Source organism: Bradyrhizobium sp. 22 (assembly GCF_000482425.1).
GTDB lineage: Bacteria > Pseudomonadota > Alphaproteobacteria > Rhizobiales > Xanthobacteraceae > Bradyrhizobium > Bradyrhizobium japonicum_B.
The window spans coordinates 187,835-210,025 of record NZ_KI519399.1; the positions used below are offsets into that span (position 1 = coordinate 187,835).

The following is a 22,191-nucleotide window of genomic DNA, read 5'->3' on the forward strand; positions in this document are numbered from 1 at the left end:
CCCCAGTTTGATCCAGCGCAACGCGCCCCTGCAACATTGTGCTTAAGTCGCTCCAATTCCGCCGTCCGAAGGAGCTTTCCATGAGCACCGCAAGCAGGCCCTATCCCATCGTCCAGGACCTCATCGAGTCCTTTGCCGACTGGTTGAAGCACCGCCGCGAGATCAGCGAGATGCGTCAGCTCGATCGCGCCGATTTCGACCGGATCGCGAACGACTTGCGGATCGCGCCCGACGATCTGGAGGAGCTGGTCCGCCACGGCAAGCATTCTGCCGACGAACTGCCCAAGATGCTGGAGCAGCTCGGCATCAGCGCCGAAGGCCTCGGCCGCGCGCAACCGCTGCTGCTCCGCGATCTGGAGCGAGTGTGCTCGCTGTGCAACCACAAGGGACAATGCGACCGCGATCTCGCCGACGGCACCGCCGCGGAGCATTACCACGAGTATTGCGCCAATGCCTCGACCCTGGAGTCGCTCGACCGCACCGACGTCGCCCCGCGCTGAGGCGCGACTTCTAGGAAGTTATTTGCCGGCCACGAAATAGAAGTCCTGCCGGCCGGAGATCGAGCCGTAGCTGAACGGCTTTTGCCTGCGGCCGGTTGCTTCCATGACGTCGTCGCGAACGAAGTCGAACAGCCTGCGGACTTCGAGGCCCGGCGTCGGAACGTTCTTGACGAAGGCGGCTGCGAACGGACTGTTGCTCCCGTCGCCGTCGAGCGCGGTCTCGCCATCCTTGGCGGCATAGACCACCAGCGTGCCCGCCTCCGGCTCGACGGGGGCCAGACCCCGCGACACCGAGCGCGACGCGACCGTCATCGTGCGCTTCATCTGGGCTGCGAACGGATTATCCCGGCAGGCATCGAGGATGACGAGGCGCAGCTTCCTGGCGCGCTCCGCAGCGTTGAGAACCTGATCAACCGGCACGGCTTCAAACGCGATTTCGCGATCCGCCGCGATCTTCGCATCCGTCGGGATGAGATAATTGATGCCGCCGACCTCCATGCCATGTCCGGCATAATACACCACGGCCCAGTCCGCCGTCTCCGCACGTGCCGCGAACTCGCGCAAGGCATTCACCAGGGCATCCTTGCGCAGATCGGTCAGCAGCGTAACGGCTTCGAAGCCGGTGAGCTTCAGCACGTCGGCGACGAGGCTTGCATCGCGCACGGGGTTTGGCAGGGCGGCGACGTTTTCATAGGCCGAGTTGCCGATGACGAGAGCGATGCGGCGATCCGTGTTCGCAGCCCCGGGTACCGCGACAAGCGGAGCGACGCCGGTCTTCTCGACCAGGATCGTTGCCGGTCGCGGCGAAGGCAGGACGGCAAGCCGCTCCCGTGCCTTATCGAGGGCCCATCTCGTGGCGGTATGGGTGAGGCCAAGCGTGGCGTTGAAGTCGGCCCTCGCCCTGGCGAAATCGCCGCGCTTCTCGTAGGCCAGTCCGCGGTTGAGATAGGCGTTCGCATAGGTGGAATCCGCGCGTATCGCTTCGGTGTAGTCCGCGATGGCACGATCGGTCTCGCCCTTGCGCCCATAGGCGTTGCCGCGGTTGAAATACGCGTTCGCATTGGTCGGCTGCAGGCGCACGGTTTCGGTGTAATCGGCGATGGCGCGATCGGTGTGGCCCTTGTTGCTGTAGGCATTGCCCCGGTTGTAATAGGCGTTTGCGTAGCCCGGATCGAGCCGGATCGTCGCCGAATAGTCCGCGATCGCACGCTCCGTATCGCCCTTGCTGCTGTAGGAATTGCCGCGATTGTAATAGGCATTGGCGTGCGCCGGATCGAGCCGGATCGTCGCGGTGTAGTCGGCTATGGCGCGGTCGGTATCGCCATTGGCGGCATAAGCGTTTCCGCGGTTGTAATACGCATTCGCGTCCTGGGAATCTCGCCGTATCGCCTCGGAAGCCGTGGCAATCGCAGCGTTCGCCTCGGCTTTGGCGCGATCATTGGCGCTTGCCGGGCCAGCGAAGACAAGAAGTGCAAAGCAATAAAGTAATTTGCGAAGCATATGAAAGCCCACGCGCGATATCGAGGACTGGGAGCGTTAATTAAGCGACGCAAATTTACCGAAGCAACCTCCCGGATTGTGTGATCTAAATCACAAAAATGCGGCCGCACCAGGCATCGGCGGCCGCAACCTGCATCCTGGATATCCGTGGCGGCTTGATCAAGCCCGCGCTGCCATTGCGGCGGCTTCCGCCGCAGCGCGCTGCATGCTGGTCGACATCTCGTTCGTCACGGTGCTCTGCTCCTCGATCGCCGCGGCCGTCGACGTCACGTATTCGCTGACATTGTTGATGGCCTGCTTGATCGCGCCGAGCGCGCTGACGACGTCGCCGGAGATGCCGTTGAGGCTGCCGATCTCCGCGCCGATCTTGTCGGTGGCCTGCTTGGCCTGGTTGGCAAGGCTCTTGACCTCCGAGGCGACCACCGCGAAGCCGCGGCCGGCCTCGCCCGCACGCGCCGATTCGATCGTGGCGTTGAGCGCGAGCAGGTTGATCTGTCCGGTGATGTTGTTGATCAACTCGACGATGCCGCTCATCGCCTGCGCCGCTTCCGTGAGGCGCTGCGCCTGCGCGTCCGCGGTGGCGACCTGGTCCACCGCGCTCATCGCGGTCTCGCGCGATTTGGTCATCGCCTCGGAGATCTCCCGCACCGAGGCGTTGAGCTCCTCCGAACCCGCCGCGACCGATTCCATCATGCCGCGCACCCGCTCGTTGCCCATGCGGACCAGCACCTGCCTGGTGACGTCGGTGGCGTATTTGACGACCTTGAACGGCTTGCCGTTGAGATCCATGATCGGATTGTAGGAGGCCTGGATGTAGACCTCCTTGCCGCCCTTGCCGATCCGCTTGTATTCGGCCGCCTGGTATTCGCCGCGGTTGAGCGCCGCCCAGAACTCGCGATAGGCGCCGCTGTCGCGCTCGCCGGGCTCGACGAACATGCTGTGATGATGGCCCTTGATCTCGGCCAGCGAATAGCCGAGCGCGCCGAGGAAGTTGGCGTTCGCGGTGATGATCGTGCCGTCCATGTTGAACTCGATCACGGCCTGGGCCTTGTCGATCGCCGCGAGCTGGCCGGCGAGATCGGCGTTCTTCAGCTTCTCCGCGGTCACGTCGGTCGCGAACTTGACGACGCCGTAGGGCTTGCCGTTCTCGTCGAGCAGCGGATTGTAGGAGGCGAGGATCCAGATCTCGCGGCCGCCCTTGCCGATGCGCTTGAACTCCCCAGCCTGGTAGTCGCCGCGGTTGAGCTTGGCCCAGAACTCGCGATAGGCGGCGCCGTTGCGCTCGGCCTCGGCGACGAACATGCCGTGGTGCTTGCCCTCGATCTCGGACAACGAATAGCCGAGCGCCTTGCAGAAATTCTCGTTGGCACTGACGATGGTACCGTCGAGCCTGAACTCGATCACGGCCTGGGCGCGGCTGATGGCGGCGATCTTCGAAGCATCCGTCATGCTGCGGATCTTCTTCGCGGTGATGTCGGTCGCAATCTTGGCGACCATCACCGTCTTGCCGTTGCCGTCGAGCACCGGATTGTAGGAAGCCTCGATCCAGACCTCGCGGCCATCCTTCGCGATCCGCTTGAACTCCCGCGCCTGATACTCGCCACGGTTCAATGCAGCCCAGAACGCCTTGTACTCGGCGCTGTCGCGCTGGTCGGCCGGCACGAACATGGAATGATGCTTGCCCTGGATCTCGTCGAGCCGATAGCCGAGGGCGTCGAGGAAGTTCTTGTTGGCCGTGATGATCGTGCCATCAAGATTGAATTCGATCATGGCCTGCGAGCGGCCGATCGCATCAATCCGGGCTTGGGCGTCGGGGCGGGATTTACGGCCGAACATTTTGATAGCTCCGCAATTGATGCTCGTTTGCAGCGCGTGAGCCTGCAAACCGTTGCAATATTCATTGGTCTGACTCGGGATCCCGTGCGGACCAACTTCGTCCGCTCCGCGACCCCGCACCATGCAGGAGGTATACGAATCGAATTATCAGAGTATTTGTCCGATCGAAGACACAATGGCCGGATTCTGCCAGCGCGATTAACCGGCCGGAGACATCCGGCGCCTTGCTGGCACGCCGAGGCCTTGAATTGCGAACGCCGGCCTAAGATCGCTATCGGTATTCGGCAACGATCTGCATCGATCAATCATCCTCCCCTGCGCGATCGGGCATGTGCATGGGTCCAGACAATTTGTCGCATCCGATGCAAGTGCGCGCTCCAGGGAGACTCAGGCTGCGCCTGGCGACATCGATGCAATTTCCAATTGGTAGCGCCCGAAAGGCGATGCACTAATTTCTCTCGTCAGAGGTTTCTGATTTGGGCTCCGTTTCTTTTCTCGACCGGTATCCTTTGCTTCAGTCCCGCGACAGCGAGTTCGCGCGCGACCGCCTGTTCGCCACGTATGGCGCCGACCGCTTCGAAAAGCATGGCGGTGAGTTCGGCATCCAGGCCAACTTTGCCCGCCTGCAATCGATCGGCATCGCCTTCTGCGCCTATGAAGGTGCAGCGTCGCTGTCCTTTCCCGAATCCTCGATCCTCCGCCAATTCTTCTCCATTCAGGGTGCTGCGGCTTTCAGGACCAAAGGACAGGGCCGGCCGATATCGGCCTGGAGTCCGATCGTCTCCGGCGAAGCCAGGCTGGATCTCGACTTTGCGCCGGGCTACCGCCAGCTGGTGCTGAGAATGGAAGCCGGCGCACTCGAGCGTTTGCTGAAGGGAATGCTCGGCGACAGCAGCGACGTGGCACTGCGTTTCACGGAAGGCGAAGCGGATCCGACGGCAATGACCCAGGTGCGTCAGGACGTCTTCAGGTTTGTCGAGGAGCTGGAAAAATTCGGACAGGATTACTCTCCCATCGCCATCGCCGAGCTCGAGCGGGCGCTGATGGTTCGAATCCTTCTGGCGCACCAGCACAACTTCACCGACCGGCTGCTGCGCCCCGTACCAGGCGCCAACCGGTCTGTCGTCGACATCGTGGAATCCTATATCGAGGCGCATTGGGACGAGCCTCTCGACCTGGAGAAGCTCGCGAGGATTGCCAATGTCAGCGTGCGGACGATTTTCCGCGAGTTCTCCGATGCCGGACGGGGATCACCCGGCCAGTGCGCGAGGCGTTTCAGGATTCAGCGGGCCGCGGAGTTGTTGCGGCGGCCCGACGAGCAGACCAGCGTCGTTGCCGTGGCGTTCAGATGCGGCTTCCAGAATCTCGGCCGCTTCGCCTCGGAATATCGGCAAGCCGTCGGTGAGCTGCCATCCGAAACTCTGAGGAACGCGAGAAGACGACAGTGACGCGGCGACGATGCCGCTGAGTTCGCAGCAAAGCCACCTCAACCCTTCCCCATCGCAGCGATCGCATCCGCGATGGCGATCGTGCGCCTGGCCATGTCGGCGTGCAGGCGTTCCACCATCGCGCCATCGAGACGAATCGCGCCGCGCGAGGCATTCTCCGGCAGCTCGAACGCCGCGATGATTTTTCGCGCGCGCGCAACCTCCTCCTCTGGCGGGGTGAAGATCGCGTTGCAGGCGTCGATCTGCGAAGGATGGATCAGGGTCTTGCCGTCGAAGCCGAGATCGCGGGCTTGCGCGCATTCGGTGGCGAAGCCGTCGGGGTTGGCGATGTCGCTGTAGGGGCCGTCGAGGATCTCGAGGCCGTGAGCGCGCGTCGCCAGGATGCAATGGGTGATCATCGGAAGCATCGCGGCGCGGCCGGGCAGCATCCTGATCCGCGTCTCGCGCGAAATGTCGTTGGGGCCGAACACGAAGCCGGAGAGACGCCGCGACGGATCGCGCCCGGCCTCGGCCAGCTCCTCCGCATGCAGCACGGCGCGCGCGGTTTCGATCATGGCCCAGACCTTCACCGTCGGCGCGGCGCCAAGCTCGGTAAGGCGGAGGCCGATGGTGTCGAGATCCTCGATGCTTGAAACTTTTGGAACCAGGATGCCGTCGGGCGAGGCCTTGGCGGCCATGGCGACGTCGTCGGCCCACCAGGGCGTATCGAGGCCGTTGGTCCGGATCAGGATCTCGCGCTTGCCAAAACCCTTGGCTGCGATCGCGGCGGCGATGCCGTCGCGCGCCACTGCCTTGGCGTCGGGGGCAACGGAATCTTCCAGGTCCAGGATCAGGCCGTCGGCGGCGAGGTGACGCGCCTTTTCCAGCGCACGAGGATTGGAGCCGGGCATGAACAGATGGCTGCGGCGCGGGCGGGTCATGCGAGCGTTCCTTCCGGGTTCCTCGAAGCTATTCTGGCCGGAGCCGATAGCATCTGGCCTGCTCATTCGAAAGGCTTGTTCGCTCCAGCGGTATATGATTAGGCATAGGCCATGATGACATTCCCGAAGCATTTGCTGGAAGGCTACAAGGCCTTCGCCACCCAGCGGCTGCCGACCGAGCAGAGCCGCTATCGCGAGCTGTCTGTAAAGGGGCAGTTCCCGGAAGTGATGGTGATCGGCTGCTGCGACAGCCGCGTCTCGCCCGAGGTGATCTTCGACGTCGGCCCGGGCGAGTTGTTCGTGGTCCGCAACATCGCCAACCTGGTGCCGGTGTATCAGCCCGACGGCGCCGCGCACGGCGTCTCGGCGGCGCTGGAATATGCCGTGACGGTGCTGAAGGTGAAGCACATCGTCATCCTCGGCCACGCGCAATGCGGCGGCATCCGCGCCTTCGTCGACAAGATCGAGCCGCTGACGCCGGGCGACTTCATCGGCAAATGGATGCAGATGTTCATCAAGCCCGGCGAGGTGGTGGAGCAGCGCGACCACGAAACCATGGCGCAGTTCGTCGAGCGGATCGAGAAAGCCGCAGTGTTCCGCAGCCTGGAAAACCTGATGACCTTCCCGTTCGTGCGCAAGGCCGTGGAGTCAGGCCAGATGCAGACCCACGGCGCCTATTTCGGCGTCGCCGAGGGATCGCTGTTCGTGCTCGACAAGGTCGCGAAGGAATTTCGGAACGCGCGCAGCGTGGCTTGATCTCGTAGGGTGGGTTAGCCAAAGGCGTAACCCACCACTTCTGTCACCGCGGAAACTAAAGGTGGGTTACGCCGAGCGACTGCGCTTCGCGCAGCCGCGCTGCTAACCCACCCTAGATTCTTTCTCAGGCTGCCTTCTTCTTGGCGCTGATCAGCTTGCGGTTGATCAGCACTTCCGCGATCTGGATCGCGTTGAGGGCCGCGCCCTTGCGCAGATTGTCGGACACGCACCACAGCACGAGGCCGTTCTCCACCGTGGCGTCCTCGCGGATGCGGCTGATGTAGGTGGCGTCCTCGCCGGCCGCCTCATACGGCGTGGCGTAGCCCCCGGGCTCCTGCTTGTCGATGACGAGGCAGCCGGGCGCCTTGCGCAGGATCTCGCGGGCTTCATCGGCGCTGATCGGATTCTCGAACTCGATGTTGACGGCCTCGGAATGGCCGACGAACACCGGCACGCGCACGCAGGTGGCGGTGAGCTTGATCCTGGGATCGAGGATCTTCTTGGTCTCCGCCATCATCTTCCACTCTTCCTTGGTGAAGCCGTCCTCCATGAAGACGTCGATCTGGGGGATGATGTTGAAGGCGATGCGCGCGGGAAACTTCTTATTGACGATCTCGCTGTTGGTGTAGACGGCCTTGGTCTGCGAGAACAATTCGTCCATCGCGTCCTTGCCGGCGCCCGAGACCGATTGATAGGTCGAGACCACCACGCGCTTGATGGTCGCCTTGTCGTGCAGCGGCTTGAGCGCCACCACGAGCTGCGCGGTCGAGCAGTTCGGGTTGGCGATGATGTTCTTCTTCTTGAAGCCTTCGGTCGCGGCCGCGTTGACCTCCGGCACGATCAGCGGCACGTCCGGATCCATGCGCCAGGCCGAGGAATTGTCGATCACCACAGCGCCGGCGGCGCCGATCTTCGGCGACCATTCCTTCGACACCGCGCCGCCCGCCGACATCAGGCAGATGTCGACGTCGGAGAAGTCGTAATGCTCGAGCGCTTTGACCTTCAGGGTGCGGTCGCCATAGGAGACCTCGACGCCCATGCTGCGGCGTGAGGCCAGGGCTACGACCTCGTCCGCGGGGAATTTGCGCTCATCCAGGATGTTGAGCATTTCCCGTCCGACATTGCCGGTCGCGCCGACGATAGCGACTTTGTAACCCATCGTTCACTCTCCGGTGAAAAAGCCCGTTCCCGAAGCTGACGCTTAAACAGGAAGAGCAGCGCTTCTATGCGAGAACCGGCCTCAAGACAACGTGGGACCATTGCCTTAGGGACGTGGATGCAGTCGCCCGAGGCCAGCACGGCCGCAATCTCGACCCGGACCAGCCTCCATCTGGCGCTGGCGGCCTTTGCTGATGAGGTCGTCGGCACGCTGGCGCGGCTGATCGCCTATGTGGGGGCGCTCGCGCTCTTTGCCATCCTTGGCCTTGCGGCGCTCGGCCAGCTGCCCGATCTGCGCGACGACGAGCTGGCGCCGAAACCCAGCTGGAGCGTAGCCGACCGCTCGCAGCCGGCCTTCGCCCTCAGCCGGCTTGATTCGTCAGAGAAAACAGCCTCTTACACCATCCTTCGACATCCCGAAGGCGGCCGCCGCGACGTCATGCGCTGGACCGGCGCGGCGGACAAGGTGCTGGCCGAGCTCGAGATCTACCGGCAGGGCGGCGAATTCGACGTGACCCGTCCGGCAACCATGGACCTTGCCGTCCAGATGGGCCTGACCGCGGCGACCACGCTCGAGCAGGCCGGCCTGATCGAGACGAAATTCGGCCCCGTGGCGCTGTTCCGGCCGACCGGCGCGGCGCAATCATGCCTCGGCTACCTCAAGCGCAGTGAGGAGCCCGCCTTGCAGATCTCCGGCTTCTCCTGCCAGGGCGACACCCTGCCCGCCCAGCGCGCGGCCATCGCCTGCACGCTGAACCGGCTGACACTGTTGACCTCCGGCAACGAGCCGAAGCTGGCGGGCCTGTTCGCCCAGGCCGAGCTGAAGCGCCGGGCTTGCGACCTCCAGGGCTCGCCAGACTGGCTGCTGGGCGCCGCGAATGCGCAATTGCGCGGGGCGCTTTGAGCGGCATCAAGTCCAAGTGGCTGGTATTGATGCAACTTTTGCCGGCGCCCACGATTATTCCGCGCCGGTGTGACCCAATAGACCTAGTTGCGCTGACCCCGGCCGGGCTAGTATGGGGTGAAATCGACTGGCGGTGCGCCGCTTGAAGGGGACGTGATGAGCTCGAAATTCTCTGCCAAATTGGCGACCTTGTTTGCTGCGGGCGCCGTGATTGCGATGTCCTCTGCCGTGTTCCTGGCGACGCCGGCCTCGGCCGACAACAAGACCAAGCGCTATGACGAGCGCGGCCGCCACTATTACGGCCCGAGCGGCCCCAACGCCGTCTACCAGCAGGGCCGCACCCGCATCTATGTCAGCAAGCGCTCCTGGCTCGACGGCGGCACCGAGGTCAATCCGGGCGACCGCAAGTACAGCGACTATGCCTTCCCGCCGGCGGTGGGCTATCCGTCCTTCGCCCGCGAGAATCTCAACCGTCCGATCGACCGCCAGCCGCTCTCGCCGCCGCAGGATGTCGGCGGCTATCCGCAGAATTTCCCGCTCTACTGAGCGGACGTCACGACCGAATCAAAAGGCCGGGCTCGCACCCGGCCTTTTTGTTTCTGCCCGCCTTACGCGTTGGCCGCCGGGTCGTAACGCCTGCAAAATTCATCGATCGCCTCGGAGCGGAAATCGGCGAGCCGTTCGAAGATGAGCTCGTCCGGCCAATCCCACCAGGAAATGCGGCGCAGGCTTGCCGCAACGGCATCGTCGAAGCGCTTGCGGATGGGACGGGCGGGAACGCCGCCGACGATCGTGTAGGGCGCAACGTTGCGGCTGACGACCGCGCCAGCGGCGATCACCGCGCCGTCGCCGACGTTCACGCCCGGCAGCAGGATGGCGGCGTGCCCGATCCAGACGTCATTGCCGACGACGACGCGGTCGCCGCGGCGGTCCGCAAAGAAGTCGCGGTCGCGCATCGCGCCGGCCTCGTAATATTCGGGACAATAGGTGAAGCGATGCTGGGACGGCCGGCCCATCGGATGATTGGGCGCTCCGATCCGCACCGAATTGGCGATCGCCGTGAACTTGCCGATCGCGGCATCGGCAACGTCGCAATCCTCGCCGAGATAGGAATAGTCGCCGAGCGAGGCATATTCGATCCGCGTGCCCGCGAGCACCTCGCACCGGCGCCCGATCTGCGCCTCGCGCAGGCGCACCGTTTCATGGATGACGGTTTCCGCGATCTTGGGGCGGGGTAAATCCATGAGATGGTTCCGAGTGCAGGTGCCGTAGGGTGGGTTAGCCGAAGGCGTAACCCACCAGCTTAGTTTCCGCGGAGACAGAAGAGGTGGGTTGCGCCCCGCGGTCTGCGCTTCGCGCAGTCTGCGTGGCTAACGAGTGCGGTGCTCGCGCGCCTTACGCGTGCAGCTTCTGCAATTCCTTCAGGATCGCTTCGCCCATCTGCGTGGTGGACGCGGCCGTGGTGCCCTCCGACTTGATGTCGGCGGTGCGCAGGCCGCTGGCCAGCACGGCGGCGATCGCGGCATCGACCTTGTCGGCGAGCGCGCCCATGTCGAAGGAATAACGCAGCGCCATGCCGAAGGATGAGATCATCGCAATGGGATTGGCGAGGCCTTGGCCTGCGATGTCAGGCGCCGAGCCGTGCACGGGCTCGTACAGCGCCTTGCGCTTCTTGGTCTTCACATCCACTTCGCCGAGCGAAGCCGAGGGCAGCATGCCGAGCGAGCCCGTCAGCATCGCCGCGATGTCGGACAGCATGTCGCCGAACAGATTGTCGGTGACGATGACGTCGAACTGCTTCGGCCATTTCACCAGCATCATGCCGCCGGAATCGGCGAGCTGGTGCTCGAGCGTGACATCGGGATATTCGCGCTTGTGGACGGCCGTCATGACCTCGTTCCAGAGCACGCCCGACTTCATGACGTTGCGCTTCTCCATCGACGTCACCTTGTTCTTGCGCTTCCTGGCAAGCTCGAAGGCGACGCGGCCGATGCGCTCGATCTCATAGGTGTCGTAGACCTGGGTATCGATGGCGCGCTTCTGGCCGTTGCCGAGATCGGTGATGGTCTTGGGCTCGCCGAAATAGACGCCGCCGGTGAGCTCGCGCACGATCATGATGTCGAGGCCCTCGACCGCCTCGCGTTTCAGGCTGGAGGCATCGGCCAGCGCCGGGTAGCACACCGCGGGGCGCAGGTTGGCGAATAGCGCCAGATCCTTGCGCAGGCGAAGCAGGCCGGCTTCGGGGCGCACCTCGTAAGGCACGGCATCCCACTTGGGACCGCCGACCGCGCCGAAGATCACGGCGTCGGCGTCCTTGGCCTTGGCCATGTCGCCCTCGGAGATCGACACCTTGTGCGCGTCATAGGCGGAGCCGCCGACGAGGCCGGTGTCGGTCTCGAAGCTGGCGATCCCGGCCGAATTGAGCCAGTCGATCAGCCGCTTCACCTCGCCCATCACCTCGGGGCCGATACCGTCGCCGGGGAGCAGCAGCAGTTTGTGGGTCGCCATGGTCGTGTCCTCAGTTTGTCTCGTCATTGCGGGGCTTGACCCGGCAATCCAGCTTTCTTGAAAGATGGATGCCCGGCACAAGGCCGGGCATGACGGCATCTCGTGAATTTCGGCCGGAGTGCTAGAGCGGCGTTGCGCGCTTGGCAAGACACCATTGCCGGGGTGCGGCTGTGCAAGGCGGGCGGGGCCTGCCACACTGCGATACGCCGGAGTACCCCCCTTGCACGCACCCGACCGCGCCCCGCCCTACGCGCATCCCGCGCGGCTGATCCTGACGCTGTCGCTGGCCGCCACCGTCGGGCTCGGCATCGGCCGCTTCGCCTATGCGCTGGTGCTGCCCGACATGCGGGAGGACCTCGGCTGGTCCTACTCGGCGGCCGGATTCATGAACACCATCAACGCCGTCGGCTATCTCGTCGGCGCGCTTGCAGCGTCCCGGCTGATCCAGCGCGTCGGCTGGGCGGCGGCCATCCGCGGCGGAACCCTCGCCTGCGTTGCCGCGCTCGCGACCTGCGCGCTGACGGAGAATTTCGTCGCGCTGAGCCTGGCGCGGCTCGTGCTGGGCCTCGGGGCCGCGGCCGGCTTCGTCGCCGGCGGCGCGCTCGCCGCCACCATTGCCCAGACACAGCCCGCGCGGGCCAATTTCCTGCTCAGCCTGTTCTATGCCGGACCCGGCATCGGCATTCTGTCCTCGGGGCTGATCGCCCCGTTCACGCTGCAATATTTCGGGCCGGGCTCGTGGTGGATCGTGTGGTGGGCGCTGACGCTGCTGTCAGTCGCGATGACGATCCCGCTGCTCCTGATCCGGATCGAGAGCAGCGTCCGCTTCTCGGACGGCGGCCAGGCCTCGTTCGCAATCCTGCCCGTGCTGATCTACCTCGCCAGCTATTTCCTGTTCGGCGCCGGCTACATCGCCTACATGACCTTCATGATCGCCTATGTGCGCGACGGCGGCGGCGGGGCCGCGGCGCAGGCGGGTTTCTGGGGCCTCATTGGCCTCAGCGCCTTCGTCACGCCCTGGGCCTGGCGCGGCGTGCTGGCGCTCGATCGCGGCGGGCTTGCCACCGCCATCATCCTCGGCACCAACGCATTGGGTGCCGCCTTGCCGATGCTCGGGCATTCGCCGGCATGGCTCGCGGTCTCGGCGATCGTGTTCGGCGTCGCCTTCTTCGCCGTAGTCGGCTCGACCACCGCCTTCGTGCGCTTCAACTATCCGCCAGAGGTGTGGCCGACCGCGATCGCGGCGATGACGATCTCGTTCGGCGTCGGCCAGACGCTGGGCCCGATCGTTGTCGGCGCGATCACGGATGCGCTGGGGAGCCTGAGCTACGCGCTCAATGTATCGGCGGCGCTGCTGGCGCTGGGCGCGGTGGCGGCGCTGTGCCAGCGGAAGGTGGCCAAGCAACCGGTGCCGTAGGGTGGATTAGCGAAGCGTAATCCACCAACTTCGTTCGGCGAGCGCTGAAGCATGGTGGATTACGCCAAGCGACTGCGCTTCGCACAGCCGCTCGGCTAATCCACCCTACGGCCACGGAGTTCGAGGCTAGCTCCCGCTGAACGAATTGTAGCCCTGGTCTTCCCAATAGCCGCCCTTGTAGTCGTTGGTGACTTCCATCGAGACCACGTATTTCGGGTTCTTGAAGCCGAGCTTGGTCGGCACGCGGATCTTCATGGGAAAGCCGTAGGCGCGCGGCAATATCTCGTTGGCATATTTGAACGTCATCTGGGTCTGCGGATGCAGGGCGCTGCGCATGTCCAGGGGCGAATTGTAGCCGTCCTTGTCGGCGCACTGGAACCAGACATATTTCGCGCGCGTGTCGGCGCCGATCAATTTCAGGAAATCGCGCATGGGCGTGCCGGTCCAGCTGCCGATCGCACTCCAGCCCTCGACGCAGATGTGACGGGTGATTTGCGTGACCTGCGGCAGCTTGTGGAGCTCGTCCAGCGTCCATGACTTCTTGTTGTCGACGAGGCCGCGCACCTCGAGCTTCCAGTCGGCGGCATCGATATCGGGCGCGTCGTCGAGATCGTAATAGGCGTTGAACGGGAACGGCTTGGTGATCGCGCTCTCGGGGAAGGTCGGCGCCAGCGCGTCGGGATTGAACATCCAGGCCTGCACCGCGTCATTGAACTTCGAGACCTTGGCCAGCATGGTCTCGGCCGAGGACGAGTCGATCACGTCGCAGCCCGTGAGCAGCGTCAGCGCGCCCAGGCTGGCGCCGCCCGCGATGAAGCGGCGCCGGGCGAGGTCCGGCATGGTCTTGATGGAATCCTTGATCAGCAGCCGCTTGTCGACGCCGGGGATCAGGAAGGGACGCTTGGCCATGATGGGTCTCCTATCAACGGCCGATGATCATCGCGCGCAGGCTCTTCGGCACGAGCAGCGCAAGCAAGACGTGAACGACCAGGAACGCGCAGATCGCGGCCATGCAGAAGAAGTGGACATAGCGCGCGGCCGGATAGTCGCCGAAGAGCATAACGAGATAATAGAGCTGCACCGGCTTCCAAATCGCAAGCCCCGACAGCACGATCAGCACGCCGACCACGAGGATGCCGGCATAGAGCAGCCGCTGCACGTAATTGTAGACGGTGAGATCGTCATGGCCGAGCTTGAAGGTCAGGGCGGCCCTGACGTCGCGGAGCACGCCTGACGCCGTGATCGGGAACAGTTTCTTGCGGAAGCGGCCGGTAACGAAGCCGGTGACGAGATAGGCGAGGCCGTTGATCATCAGCAGCCACATCGCCGCGAAATGCCAGAGCAGGCCGCCGCCGAGCCAGCCGCCGAGCGTATATTCGCGCGGGAAGCGGAAGTCGAACAGCGGCGAGGCGTTGTAGATCTGCCAGCCCGACAGGATCATCAGGATCATGGCAAGGGCGTTGATCCAGTGCATGACCCGGACCCAGGCCGGCTGGATCACTTTGGCCGGGGTGACTCCGACCTTCTCGTCGGTGACTGTGAGGCTCGCCATGATGGTTCCGTTCTGAACGTCCGTGCGACAGCAATTATACGCCGGTATTTCGCTTTTCGTTACGCCCTGCCGGCCATCGAATCGATGCCGCCGGGCTATTGTGGTCACAAAAAAGCGAGCCGGGTATCCCCGGCTCGCGGTCTGAAACCATCCTGTTCGGGGATGAAACGGGATCGTCTGGTGTTACGTCGCCGGCATCAGCACGGTGTCGACCACATGGATCACGCCATTCGACTGGTTGACGTTGGAGATCGTCACCATCGAGGTGCCGCCCTTGGCATCGACGATCCAGACCTTGCCGTCCATCTTCTTGACCGTCAGCTCCTCGCCCTCTGCGGTCTTCAGCTTCTTGCCGTCAGAGAGGTCGGCGGCCGCGAGCTTGCCCGGCACGACGTGATAGGTGAGGATCTTGGTCAGAGTCGCCTTGTTCTCGGGCTTGACGAGGTTGTCGACGGTGCCGGCCGGCAGCTTGCTGAAGGCGGCGTTGGTCGGCGCGAACACCGTGAATGGGCCCTTGCCTTCCAGCGTCGGCACCAGGCCCGCGGCCTTCACCGCCGCCACCAGCGTGGTGTGGTCCTTCGAGTTGACCGCGTTCTGGACGATGTTCTTCGAGGGGAACATCGCGGCGCCGCCGACCATGACGGTCTTCTCCTCGGCGCTCACGGGCGCGACGATTGTCGCGGTGACGGCCAGGGCGCTGAAGGCGGCGGCAGCGAGATAGGCAATGCGCTTCGACATGAGAGACTCCCGATTGAATTGGTACCGGCGATGGCCGGTGTTGGGTTGGGGCAACAACGGCGACTGCGACAGTCGAGGTGATGCAGCAGTGCCGTCGTTGAACCGAACTACGGGAGGTTCTGCGAAGTGGTTTCGAGGAAAAATTCTTTGTGATGGGTGAAACTACCGGCGGAGATGTTCGTGGGGGGCGAGGGCGCGCGACACACTCCGCTGTCGTCCCGGACAAGCGCAGCGAAGCGGAGCGCAGATCCGGGACCCATAGCCACGGGGAATGGTTTGGCGAAGACTCGGAGTGTCCCGTCGCGTACGACAACTTCTCCCTGTGGTCATGGGTCCCGGGTTCGCGACTTCGTCGCGCCCCGGGACGACAGCGGAGAATGTAGCCCGCGCTGTGCGCCTCAATCCCTGTTGTTCGGCGTCTGGATGAAGCCGCGATTATGGGTCGGGCTGATCAGGAGCTCGTTGATGCAAACGCGCGCCGGCATGCTCGCGATGAACGCGATGGTGCGGCCGAGGTCTTCAGGCTGCAGCATCTTCGCCTGCTCCTCCTTGCTCGGCACCACCGGACGCAGCTCCAGGATCGGGGTCGCGACCTCGCCCGGCATCAGGCAGCAGGCGCGCAGGCCGTTGACGCATTCGTCTATGTTGAAGGAATGGGTCAGCGCCAGCACCGCATGCTTGGTGGTGGTGTAGGCCGGGCCCGGCATTTTCGAGACGTGGCGGCCGGCCCAGGACGAGACGTTGATGATCGCGCCGTCCTGCTGCTTGCGCATCGTCGGCAGCACGGCGCGCATGCAATAGAGCACGCCGTTGAGATTGACCTGGACCAGCTTGTCCCAGCCCTCCAGCTCCATGTCCTTCCAGCTGCGCTTGGGAACATTGATGCCGGCATTGTTGACGAGCAGGTCGATGCGGCCGTGCCTGGCGACGATCCGGTCGGCCGCCTTCTGGGCTTCGGCCGCATCGGAGACGTCGAGTGCAATGGCCTCCGCGGCTCCGCCCGCCTCGATGATCTTCGCCACCACGGCATCCAGGGCCGACTGCCGGCGGCCCGAGACCACCACTATCCAGCCGTCGGCAGCCAGCGCCGCCGCGCCGGCCTCTCCGATCCCGCTGCCACCGCCCGTGACCCAGGCCACGCGTTTCCCAACTCTGGTCATGCAAACTGTCTCCGTTGCTTCTGCGGGGCGGTTTTTGCTAATCCAGCCCTCGGTTTTGACCGGCCTTGTCCAACAAGCCTTGTTGTACAAGTCCCTGCGGTCGAGGAAATCTTGCATGAACCCAGCAGCCAACGCCAACCTGTTTTCCCGCCTGTTCGACGGCCTCGACAACCCTGCGCGCCTCGCCATCGAGACGCATGACGGGGGCCGCATCAGCTATGGCGAACTGATCGCGCGGGCGGGGCAGATGGCGAACGTGCTGGTCGCGCGCGGGGTGAAGCCGGGGGACCGCGTCGCGGTGCAGGTCGAAAAATCCGTCGCCAACATCGTGCTGTATCTCGGCACGGTGCGGGCCGGCGCGGTCTATCTGCCGCTCAACACCGCCTATACGCTGAACGAGCTCGACTATTTCATCGGCGATGCCGAACCGTCGCTGGTGGTGTGCGATCCCGCCAAGGCCGAAGGCCTCGCTCCGATCGCCGCCAAGGTGAACGCCAGGATCGAGACGCTCGGACCCGACGGCAAGGGCTCGCTGACCGAGGCTGCCGACAAGGCCGGCAGCGACTTCACCACGGTGCCGCGGGCGAACGACGACCTCGCCGCGATCCTCTACACCTCGGGCACGACCGGCCGCTCCAAGGGCGCGATGCTCAGCCACGACAATCTCGCCTCGAACTCGCTCTCGCTCGTCGACTATTGGCGCTTCACCGACAAGGACGTCTTGATCCACGCGCTGCCGATCTATCACACCCATGGGCTGTTCGTGGCGACCAACGTGACGCTGTTCGCGCGGGCGTCGATGATCTTCCTGCCGAAGCTCGATCCGGACCTCATCATCAAGCTGATGGCGCGCGCCACGGTGCTGATGGGCGTGCCGACCTTCTACACGCGGCTGCTGCAGAATGCGGCGCTGTCGCACGAGACGACCAGGCACATGCGGCTGTTCATCTCGGGCTCGGCGCCGCTGCTGGCCGAGACCCATCGCGAATGGTCGGCGCGCACCGGGCACGCGGTGCTCGAGCGCTACGGCATGACCGAGACCAACATGAACACGTCGAACCCCTATGACGGCGAGCGGGTGCCCGGCGCGGTCGGCTTTCCGTTGCCGGGCGTCTCGGTGCGCGTCACCGATCCCGAAACCGGGAAGGAATTGCCGCGTGACGAGATCGGCATGATCGAGGTGAAGGGGCCGAACGTCTTCAAGGGCTATTGGCGCATGCCGGAGAAGACCAAGGCCGAATTCCGCCCCGACGGCTTCTTCATCACCGGCGATCTCGGCAAGATCGACGCCAAGGGCTACGTGCACATTCTCGGCCGCGGCAAAGATCTCGTCATCTCCGGCGGCTTCAACGTCTACCCCAAGGAGATCGAGAGCGAGATCGACGCCATGCCCGGCGTGATCGAGTCCGCCGTGATCGGCGTGCCGCATGCCGATTTCGGCGAGGGCGTCACCGCGGTCCTGGTGCGCCAGCCCGGCGCCAGCATCGACGAAGCCGCGGTCCTGAAGGGACTGGACGGACGCCTTGCCAAGTTCAAGATGCCCAAGCGCGTCTTCGTCGTCGACGAGTTGCCGCGCAATACCATGGGCAAGGTGCAGAAGAACATCTTGCGCGAGACCTACAAGGATATTTACGCGAAGAAGTGAGGCGCGCACGCTCTCGCTTTCGTCATTGCGAGGAGCCCTTGCGACGAAGCAATCCAGACTGCCTCCGCGGAAAGATTCTGGATTGCTTCGCTGCGCTCGCAATGACGGAGCTTGGAGCGGCTACTGCCCGCTGATCAGACTCAGCACGAACCGGCTGCCGACGATGAGCAGATAGCACCCGAACGCCACTTCCAGGCTGCGCTTCGACATCGCATGCGCCGCCCTCACGCCCAGCGGCGCGGTGACGAGGCTCATCGGCATCACCAGGACGGCGCCGATCAGCGAGACGTAACCGAGCGCGAACGGAACTTGCAGCGCGGCGACGGCCGGATAGGTCGTCGCCGCCGGCCAGCCGGCATAGACGTAGCCGATCGCGCCGGGAATCGAGATCAGCACCGCGAGCGCCGATGAGGTCGCAACCGCCTGATGGATCGGGCGGCCGTAAAAGGTCATCAGCAGGTTCGAGAACAGCCCGCCGCCGATGCCCATCAGCGTCGAGAGAATGCCGACGCAGAAGCCATAGGCACGCATCAACGGCCCCTCCGGCAGATCCTCGCCGAACCTCCAGCCTTCGCGCGCGAAGATGAGGCGCGCCGCCGCGGAATAGGCGACGGCAACGAAAACGATCTTGAACAGGCGCTCCGGCGCGTAGCGCGCGATCACGGCGCCGGCGGCGACGCCGATCACGATCGGCAGCCACCACCTGCGCAGGATCGTCATGTCGACGGCGCCGCGCCTGTAATGCGCCTGGAACGAACGGATCGAGGTCGGGATGATCACCGCGAGCGAGGTGCCGACGCAGAGCGGCATGCGCACCTCGAGCGGCACGCCGGCGATGCGGAAGCATTCGTAGAACACCGGCACCAGGATCGCGCCGCCGCCGATGCCGAACACGCCGGCCAGGAATCCCGAAAGCGCGCCGGTTGCGATCAGCAACACCGCGAGCTCGACAATCTCCTTGATATCGAGACCTGCAATCACTCCTGACCTGCCCCAGCGACCTCGTCGCAGCGGCTCGGTTCAGAGGCTGCATCCGGGAGCATTAGGCGATCTGGTTCCCGCGGTCGACACGCTGGGCTTGCCGGCTGGGGTGGGATGCAGCGAGCGCATATCCAGAACCGATCGCGCGGAGGACGCAGAATGGGATGCGCCTGCGGGCAGCGCTCGGGCCGTCCGGGTTTGAGCGGCATGTCCCGCTTAGATGCGTTCCAATAGTAATTTCAACGAACCTCGCTCCGGCCAAAAAAGTGGATTCTTATTCATTCTTTCGCTGGCGGACGCGTGTGCTGGTATACCAAGGCCCTGATTGGCCCTGCATCATCAAGGCTCTAGAGCTGAACGAAGGTTCGATTTATGGCGATTTGGTGATTGCGCGGGCCAGATCGACTCCGTAAATAGAGCCGACCTTTCCGATCCCCGCGCGCCCTCTGTTGGGCCGCAACACAACATCAAAGCCCATGACCGCACGGATCGAACGACCGCTTTCGCCACACATGCAAGTCTACCGCTGGACGCTGACGATGGCGCTGTCCATCGTCCATCGCGCCACCGGCATCGCACTTTACGTCGGAACGCTGCTGCTGGTCTGGTGGCTGGTCGCGGCGGCCTCCGGCCCGGCCGCCTATGCCCATGTCCAGGCCTTCGCCGGCAGCATCATCGGCCGGCTGATCGTGTTCGGCTACACCTGGGCGCTGATGCACCACATGCTCAGCGGTATCAGGCATTTCGTCTGGGACCTCGGCTACGGCTTCAAGGCCAATGAGCGGGAGGCGCTGACCTGGGGCGCGCTGATCGGCGGCATCGCGCTGACCGTGCTGGTCTGGATCATCGCCTATGCGATCGGAGGCGGACGATGAGCTTCGACGAATCCCACGGCTCTCCGAAGCGCACCTCGATGCGGACCCCGCTCGGCCGCGTCCGCAATCTCGGCGCAGCGCATTCCGGCACCTCCGATTTCTGGCGCCAGCGCATCACCGGCGTCGCCATGACGCTGCTGATGATCCCGGTGCTGGTGATCATCATGATGCTGCTCGGCCGCAACCAGGTCGGCGCAGCGCAGATCCTCAGCTCAATTCCCGTCGCGGTGATCCTGCTGCTGTTCATCTTCGCCAGCACCTGGCACATGAAGATCGGCATGCAGGTGGTGATCGAGGACTACGTCCATAACGAGAAGCTGAAGCTCATCTCGATCATGCTCAACAACTTCTTCTCGGTCGCCGTGGCGCTCGCCTCGACCTACGCGATCCTGAAACTTTCCTCCGGAGTGTAAACCCATGGCCAATGCAACGAATGGCTCGGGCAACGGCGCTCCCGCCACCAACGGCAAAGCCTATCCGATCGAAGACCACACCTACGACGTCGTCGTGGTCGGCGCCGGCGGCGCGGGCCTGCGCGCCGTCGTCGGCTGCAGCGAGGCCGGCCTGCGCACGGCCTGCATCACCAAGGTGTTTCCGACCCGCTCGCACACCGTCGCAGCGCAGGGCGGCATCTCCGCCTCGCTCGGCAACATGCACAAGGACGACTGGCGCTGGCACATGTACGACACCGTGAAGGGGTCGGACTGGCTGGGGGATCAGGACGCGATCGAATACATGGTGCGCAACGCGCCCGCGGCGGTCTACGAGCTCGAGCATTGGGGCGTGCCGTTCTCGCGCACCGAGGACGGCAAGATCTACCAGCGTCCGTTCGGCGGCATGACCATGGACTTCGGCAAGGGCCAGGCGCAGCGCACCTGCGCCGCCGCCGACCGTACCGGCCACGCCATGCTGCACACGATGTACGGCCAGTCGCTGCGCCATGCGGCCGAGTTCTTCATCGAGTTCTTCGCCATCGACCTGATCATGGACGACCAGGGCGCCTGCCGCGGCGTGATCGCGCTCAAGCTCGACGACGGCACGCTGCATCGCTTCCGCGCCCAGACCACGATCCTGGCCACCGGCGGCTATGGCCGCGTCTACGCCTCCTGCACCTCGGCGCACACCTGCACCGGCGACGGCGGCGGCATGGTGCTGCGCGCCGGCCTGCCGCTGCAGGACATGGAGTTCGTGCAGTTTCACCCGACCGGCATCTACGGCGCGGGCTGCCTCGTCACCGAAGGCGCGCGCGGCGAAGGCGGCTACCTCGTCAATTCCGAGGGCGAGCGCTTCATGGAGCGCTACGCGCCGTCGGCCAAGGATCTCGCCTCGCGCGACGTCGTCTCGCGCGCGATGACCATCGAGATCCGCGAGGGACGCGGCGTCGGCAAGAAGAAGGACCATATCTTCCTGCATCTCGACCATCTCGATCCCGCGGTGCTGGCCGAGCGGCTGCCCGGCATCTCCGAGTCCGCAAAGATCTTCGCCAATGTCGACGTGACGCGCGAGCCGATCCCGATCGTGCCGACCACGCACTACAACATGGGCGGCATTCCCACCAACTACCACGGCGAAGTGCTGACCAAGCGGGACGGCGACGACAATGCCGTGGTTCCCGGCCTGATGGCGCTGGGCGAAGCCGCCTGCGTCTCCGTGCATGGCGCCAACCGGCTCGGCTCCAACTCGCTGATCGACCTCGTCGTGTTCGGCCGCGCCGCGGCGCTGCGCTGCGCCGCGAAGCTGACGCCCAACGCCGAGCAACCGGAACTGCCGGCGAACTCGGCGGAGAAGGCGCTCAGCCGTCTCGATCATTACCGCTACGCCTCCGGCGGCACCCCGACCGCGAAGCTGCGCGAAGGCATGCAGCACGTGATGCAGAACAATTGCGCGGTGTTCCGCACCGGCGAAGTGCTGAGCGAAGGCCAGAACCTGATCGCGAAGGTCCACAGCGGCATCACCGACATCGCGGTGTCCGACCGCTCGCTGGTGTGGAATTCCGACCTCGTCGAGACGCTGGAATTCGACAACCTCATCGCGCAGGCGGTGGTGACGATGAACTCGGCCGCCAACCGCACCGAGAGCCGCGGCGCGCATGCCCGCGAGGACTTCTCCGAGCGCGACGACAAGAACTGGATGAAGCACACGCTGGCCTGGCTCGACGATGCCGGCAAGGTCAAGATCGACTACCGTCCGGTTCACGACTACACCATGACCAACGACGTGCAGTACATCCCGCCGAAGGCGCGTGTGTACTGAGCGAACATCAGCCGTCATTCCGGAGCGATGCGCAGCATCG

General features: G+C 64.5%; 21 protein-coding genes. 10 read left to right on the top strand and 11 right to left on the bottom strand.

What is annotated here, in order from left to right; all coding sequences use genetic code 11:
- Positions 1–80 precede the first annotated feature (80 nt).
- On the top strand, positions 81–500 hold the full coding sequence (locus K410_RS0102170; RefSeq protein WP_028133312.1) for a hypothetical protein: 420 nt from the start codon (positions 81–83) through the stop codon (positions 498–500).
- Positions 501–518: 18 nt separating this feature from the next.
- Here the strand turns inward: K410_RS0102170 and K410_RS0102175 are convergent, their stop codons facing one another.
- A complete protein-coding gene (locus K410_RS0102175; protein ID WP_049819901.1) occupies positions 519–2,000 on the bottom strand; it encodes a tetratricopeptide repeat protein in 1,482 nt (493 codons plus the stop codon).
- A 159-nt stretch (positions 2,001–2,159) separates the two neighbouring features.
- Entirely contained in the window at positions 2,160–3,836 is a 1,677-nt protein-coding gene (locus tag K410_RS0102180) for a methyl-accepting chemotaxis protein (protein ID WP_028133314.1), read from the bottom strand.
- 509 nt (positions 3,837–4,345) lie between these two features.
- Here K410_RS0102180 and K410_RS0102185 point away from each other — a divergent pair.
- The gene (locus K410_RS0102185; protein WP_245269314.1) at positions 4,346–5,284 is read left to right on the top strand and encodes a helix-turn-helix transcriptional regulator; all 939 of its coding nucleotides are present in this window, start codon (positions 4,346–4,348) and stop codon (positions 5,282–5,284) included.
- 38 nt (positions 5,285–5,322) lie between these two features.
- On the opposite strand, the gene K410_RS0102190 is transcribed toward K410_RS0102185, so the two are convergent.
- A complete protein-coding gene (locus tag K410_RS0102190; protein ID WP_028133316.1) occupies positions 5,323–6,204 on the bottom strand; it encodes an HpcH/HpaI aldolase/citrate lyase family protein in 882 nt (293 codons plus the stop codon).
- Positions 6,205–6,315: 111 nt separating this feature from the next.
- On the opposite strand from K410_RS0102190, the gene K410_RS0102195 reads away from it, so the two are divergent.
- Positions 6,316–6,960, top strand: a complete 645-nt coding sequence (locus K410_RS0102195) for a carbonic anhydrase (RefSeq protein ID WP_028133317.1) — start codon at positions 6,316–6,318, stop codon at positions 6,958–6,960.
- Between the two features lie 124 nt (positions 6,961–7,084).
- Here K410_RS0102195 and K410_RS0102200 read toward each other — a convergent pair whose 3' ends face one another.
- A complete protein-coding gene (locus K410_RS0102200; RefSeq protein ID WP_028133318.1) occupies positions 7,085–8,119 on the bottom strand; it encodes an aspartate-semialdehyde dehydrogenase in 1,035 nt (344 codons plus the stop codon).
- 117 nt (positions 8,120–8,236) lie between these two features.
- Here K410_RS0102200 and K410_RS0102205 point away from each other — a divergent pair, with 117 nt between their 5' ends.
- Together K410_RS0102205 and K410_RS0102210 are read left to right on the top strand one after the other, a co-directional pair.
- Positions 8,237–9,022 carry a hypothetical protein gene (locus K410_RS0102205; RefSeq protein ID WP_028133319.1) on the top strand — a complete coding sequence of 262 codons (786 nt, stop codon included), beginning with the start codon at positions 8,237–8,239 and terminating at the stop codon, positions 9,020–9,022.
- A gap of 156 nt (positions 9,023–9,178) precedes the next feature.
- Entirely contained in the window at positions 9,179–9,568 is a 390-nt protein-coding gene (locus K410_RS0102210) for a hypothetical protein (RefSeq protein ID WP_028133320.1), read from the top strand.
- 62 nt (positions 9,569–9,630) lie between these two features.
- On the opposite strand, the gene K410_RS0102215 is transcribed toward K410_RS0102210, so the two are convergent.
- Together K410_RS0102215 and leuB are read right to left on the bottom strand one after the other, a co-directional pair.
- The gene (locus K410_RS0102215; RefSeq protein WP_028133321.1) at positions 9,631–10,266 is read right to left on the bottom strand and encodes a DapH/DapD/GlmU-related protein; all 636 of its coding nucleotides are present in this window, start codon (positions 10,264–10,266) and stop codon (positions 9,631–9,633) included.
- 151 nt (positions 10,267–10,417) lie between these two features.
- Positions 10,418–11,530, bottom strand: a complete 1,113-nt coding sequence (gene leuB, locus K410_RS0102220; protein ID WP_028133322.1) for a 3-isopropylmalate dehydrogenase — start codon at positions 11,528–11,530, stop codon at positions 10,418–10,420.
- 220 nt (positions 11,531–11,750) lie between these two features.
- Between leuB and K410_RS0102225 the strand changes: the two genes are divergently transcribed.
- Complete coding sequence (locus K410_RS0102225) at positions 11,751–12,947, top strand: YbfB/YjiJ family MFS transporter (protein WP_028133323.1); 1,197 nt, start codon at positions 11,751–11,753, stop codon at positions 12,945–12,947.
- A 126-nt stretch (positions 12,948–13,073) separates the two neighbouring features.
- Here the strand turns inward: K410_RS0102225 and K410_RS0102230 are convergent, their stop codons facing one another.
- The 4 genes from K410_RS0102230 to K410_RS0102245 form a co-directional block, all read right to left on the bottom strand.
- Positions 13,074–13,856 (bottom strand): molybdopterin-dependent oxidoreductase, encoded by a 783-nt coding sequence (locus tag K410_RS0102230; RefSeq protein WP_028133324.1) that lies wholly within the window; start codon positions 13,854–13,856, stop codon positions 13,074–13,076.
- Between the two features lie 13 nt (positions 13,857–13,869).
- A complete protein-coding gene (locus tag K410_RS0102235) occupies positions 13,870–14,499 on the bottom strand; it encodes a cytochrome b/b6 domain-containing protein (RefSeq protein ID WP_028133325.1) in 630 nt (209 codons plus the stop codon).
- Between the two features lie 183 nt (positions 14,500–14,682).
- On the bottom strand, positions 14,683–15,237 hold the full coding sequence (locus tag K410_RS0102240; RefSeq protein ID WP_028133326.1) for a fasciclin domain-containing protein: 555 nt from the start codon (positions 15,235–15,237) through the stop codon (positions 14,683–14,685).
- Between the two features lie 398 nt (positions 15,238–15,635).
- The gene (locus K410_RS0102245) at positions 15,636–16,397 is read right to left on the bottom strand and encodes an SDR family oxidoreductase (RefSeq protein WP_028133327.1); all 762 of its coding nucleotides are present in this window, start codon (positions 16,395–16,397) and stop codon (positions 15,636–15,638) included.
- Between the two features lie 115 nt (positions 16,398–16,512).
- Here K410_RS0102245 and K410_RS0102250 point away from each other — a divergent pair, with 115 nt between their 5' ends.
- Positions 16,513–18,042, top strand: coding sequence for a malonate--CoA ligase (locus K410_RS0102250; protein WP_028133328.1), 1,530 nt, complete (start codon positions 16,513–16,515; stop codon positions 18,040–18,042).
- Between the two features lie 120 nt (positions 18,043–18,162).
- Here the strand turns inward: K410_RS0102250 and K410_RS0102255 are convergent, their stop codons facing one another.
- Positions 18,163–19,023, bottom strand: a complete 861-nt coding sequence (locus K410_RS0102255) for a sulfite exporter TauE/SafE family protein (protein WP_028133329.1) — start codon at positions 19,021–19,023, stop codon at positions 18,163–18,165.
- 476 nt (positions 19,024–19,499) lie between these two features.
- On the opposite strand from K410_RS0102255, the gene sdhC reads away from it, so the two are divergent.
- Genes sdhC through sdhA form a run of 3 tightly spaced genes read left to right on the top strand, consistent with a single transcriptional unit; the run spans position 19,500 to position 22,151 of the window.
- Positions 19,500–19,898: a succinate dehydrogenase, cytochrome b556 subunit gene (sdhC, locus tag K410_RS0102260; RefSeq protein WP_028133330.1), complete on the top strand. Its 399-nt coding sequence runs from the start codon at positions 19,500–19,502 to the stop codon at positions 19,896–19,898.
- Positions 19,895–20,311 (top strand): succinate dehydrogenase, hydrophobic membrane anchor protein, encoded by a 417-nt coding sequence (gene sdhD / locus K410_RS0102265; RefSeq protein WP_049819902.1) that lies wholly within the window; start codon positions 19,895–19,897, stop codon positions 20,309–20,311. The genes sdhC and sdhD overlap by 4 nt, the downstream gene beginning before the upstream one ends.
- Positions 20,312–20,315: 4 nt before the next feature.
- Entirely contained in the window at positions 20,316–22,151 is a 1,836-nt protein-coding gene (sdhA, locus tag K410_RS0102270) for a succinate dehydrogenase flavoprotein subunit (RefSeq protein WP_028133332.1), read from the top strand.
- The last annotated feature ends 40 nt before the right edge of the window (positions 22,152–22,191 follow it).

Bases quoted from the DNA above. Each gene is read 5' to 3' on its own strand.
- K410_RS0102170 (WP_028133312.1), top strand. From the start codon at position 81: ATGAGCACCGCAAGCAGGCCCTATCCCATCGTCCAGGACCTCATCGAG.
- K410_RS0102240 (WP_028133326.1), bottom strand. From the start codon at position 15,237: ATGTCGAAGCGCATTGCCTATCTCGCTGCCGCCGCCTTCAGCGCCCTG.
- K410_RS0102175 (WP_049819901.1), bottom strand. From the start codon at position 2,000: ATGCTTCGCAAATTACTTTATTGCTTTGCACTTCTTGTCTTCGCTGGC.
- K410_RS0102195 (WP_028133317.1), top strand. From the start codon at position 6,316: ATGATGACATTCCCGAAGCATTTGCTGGAAGGCTACAAGGCCTTCGCC.
- sdhA (WP_028133332.1), top strand. From the start codon at position 20,316: ATGGCCAATGCAACGAATGGCTCGGGCAACGGCGCTCCCGCCACCAAC.
- K410_RS0102230 (WP_028133324.1), bottom strand. From the start codon at position 13,856: ATGGCCAAGCGTCCCTTCCTGATCCCCGGCGTCGACAAGCGGCTGCTG.
- sdhD (WP_049819902.1), top strand. From the start codon at position 19,895: ATGAGCTTCGACGAATCCCACGGCTCTCCGAAGCGCACCTCGATGCGG.
- K410_RS0102245 (WP_028133327.1), bottom strand. From the start codon at position 16,397: ATGACCAGAGTTGGGAAACGCGTGGCCTGGGTCACGGGCGGTGGCAGC.
- K410_RS0102190 (WP_028133316.1), bottom strand. From the start codon at position 6,204: ATGACCCGCCCGCGCCGCAGCCATCTGTTCATGCCCGGCTCCAATCCT.
- K410_RS0102235 (WP_028133325.1), bottom strand. From the start codon at position 14,499: ATGGCGAGCCTCACAGTCACCGACGAGAAGGTCGGAGTCACCCCGGCC.
- leuB (WP_028133322.1), bottom strand. From the start codon at position 11,530: ATGGCGACCCACAAACTGCTGCTGCTCCCCGGCGACGGTATCGGCCCC.
- K410_RS0102210 (WP_028133320.1), top strand. From the start codon at position 9,179: ATGAGCTCGAAATTCTCTGCCAAATTGGCGACCTTGTTTGCTGCGGGC.
- K410_RS0102180 (WP_028133314.1), bottom strand. From the start codon at position 3,836: ATGTTCGGCCGTAAATCCCGCCCCGACGCCCAAGCCCGGATTGATGCG.
- K410_RS0102205 (WP_028133319.1), top strand. From the start codon at position 8,237: ATGCAGTCGCCCGAGGCCAGCACGGCCGCAATCTCGACCCGGACCAGC.
- K410_RS0102215 (WP_028133321.1), bottom strand. From the start codon at position 10,266: ATGGATTTACCCCGCCCCAAGATCGCGGAAACCGTCATCCATGAAACG.
- sdhC (WP_028133330.1), top strand. From the start codon at position 19,500: ATGACCGCACGGATCGAACGACCGCTTTCGCCACACATGCAAGTCTAC.
- K410_RS0102200 (WP_028133318.1), bottom strand. From the start codon at position 8,119: ATGGGTTACAAAGTCGCTATCGTCGGCGCGACCGGCAATGTCGGACGG.
- K410_RS0102250 (WP_028133328.1), top strand. From the start codon at position 16,513: ATGAACCCAGCAGCCAACGCCAACCTGTTTTCCCGCCTGTTCGACGGC.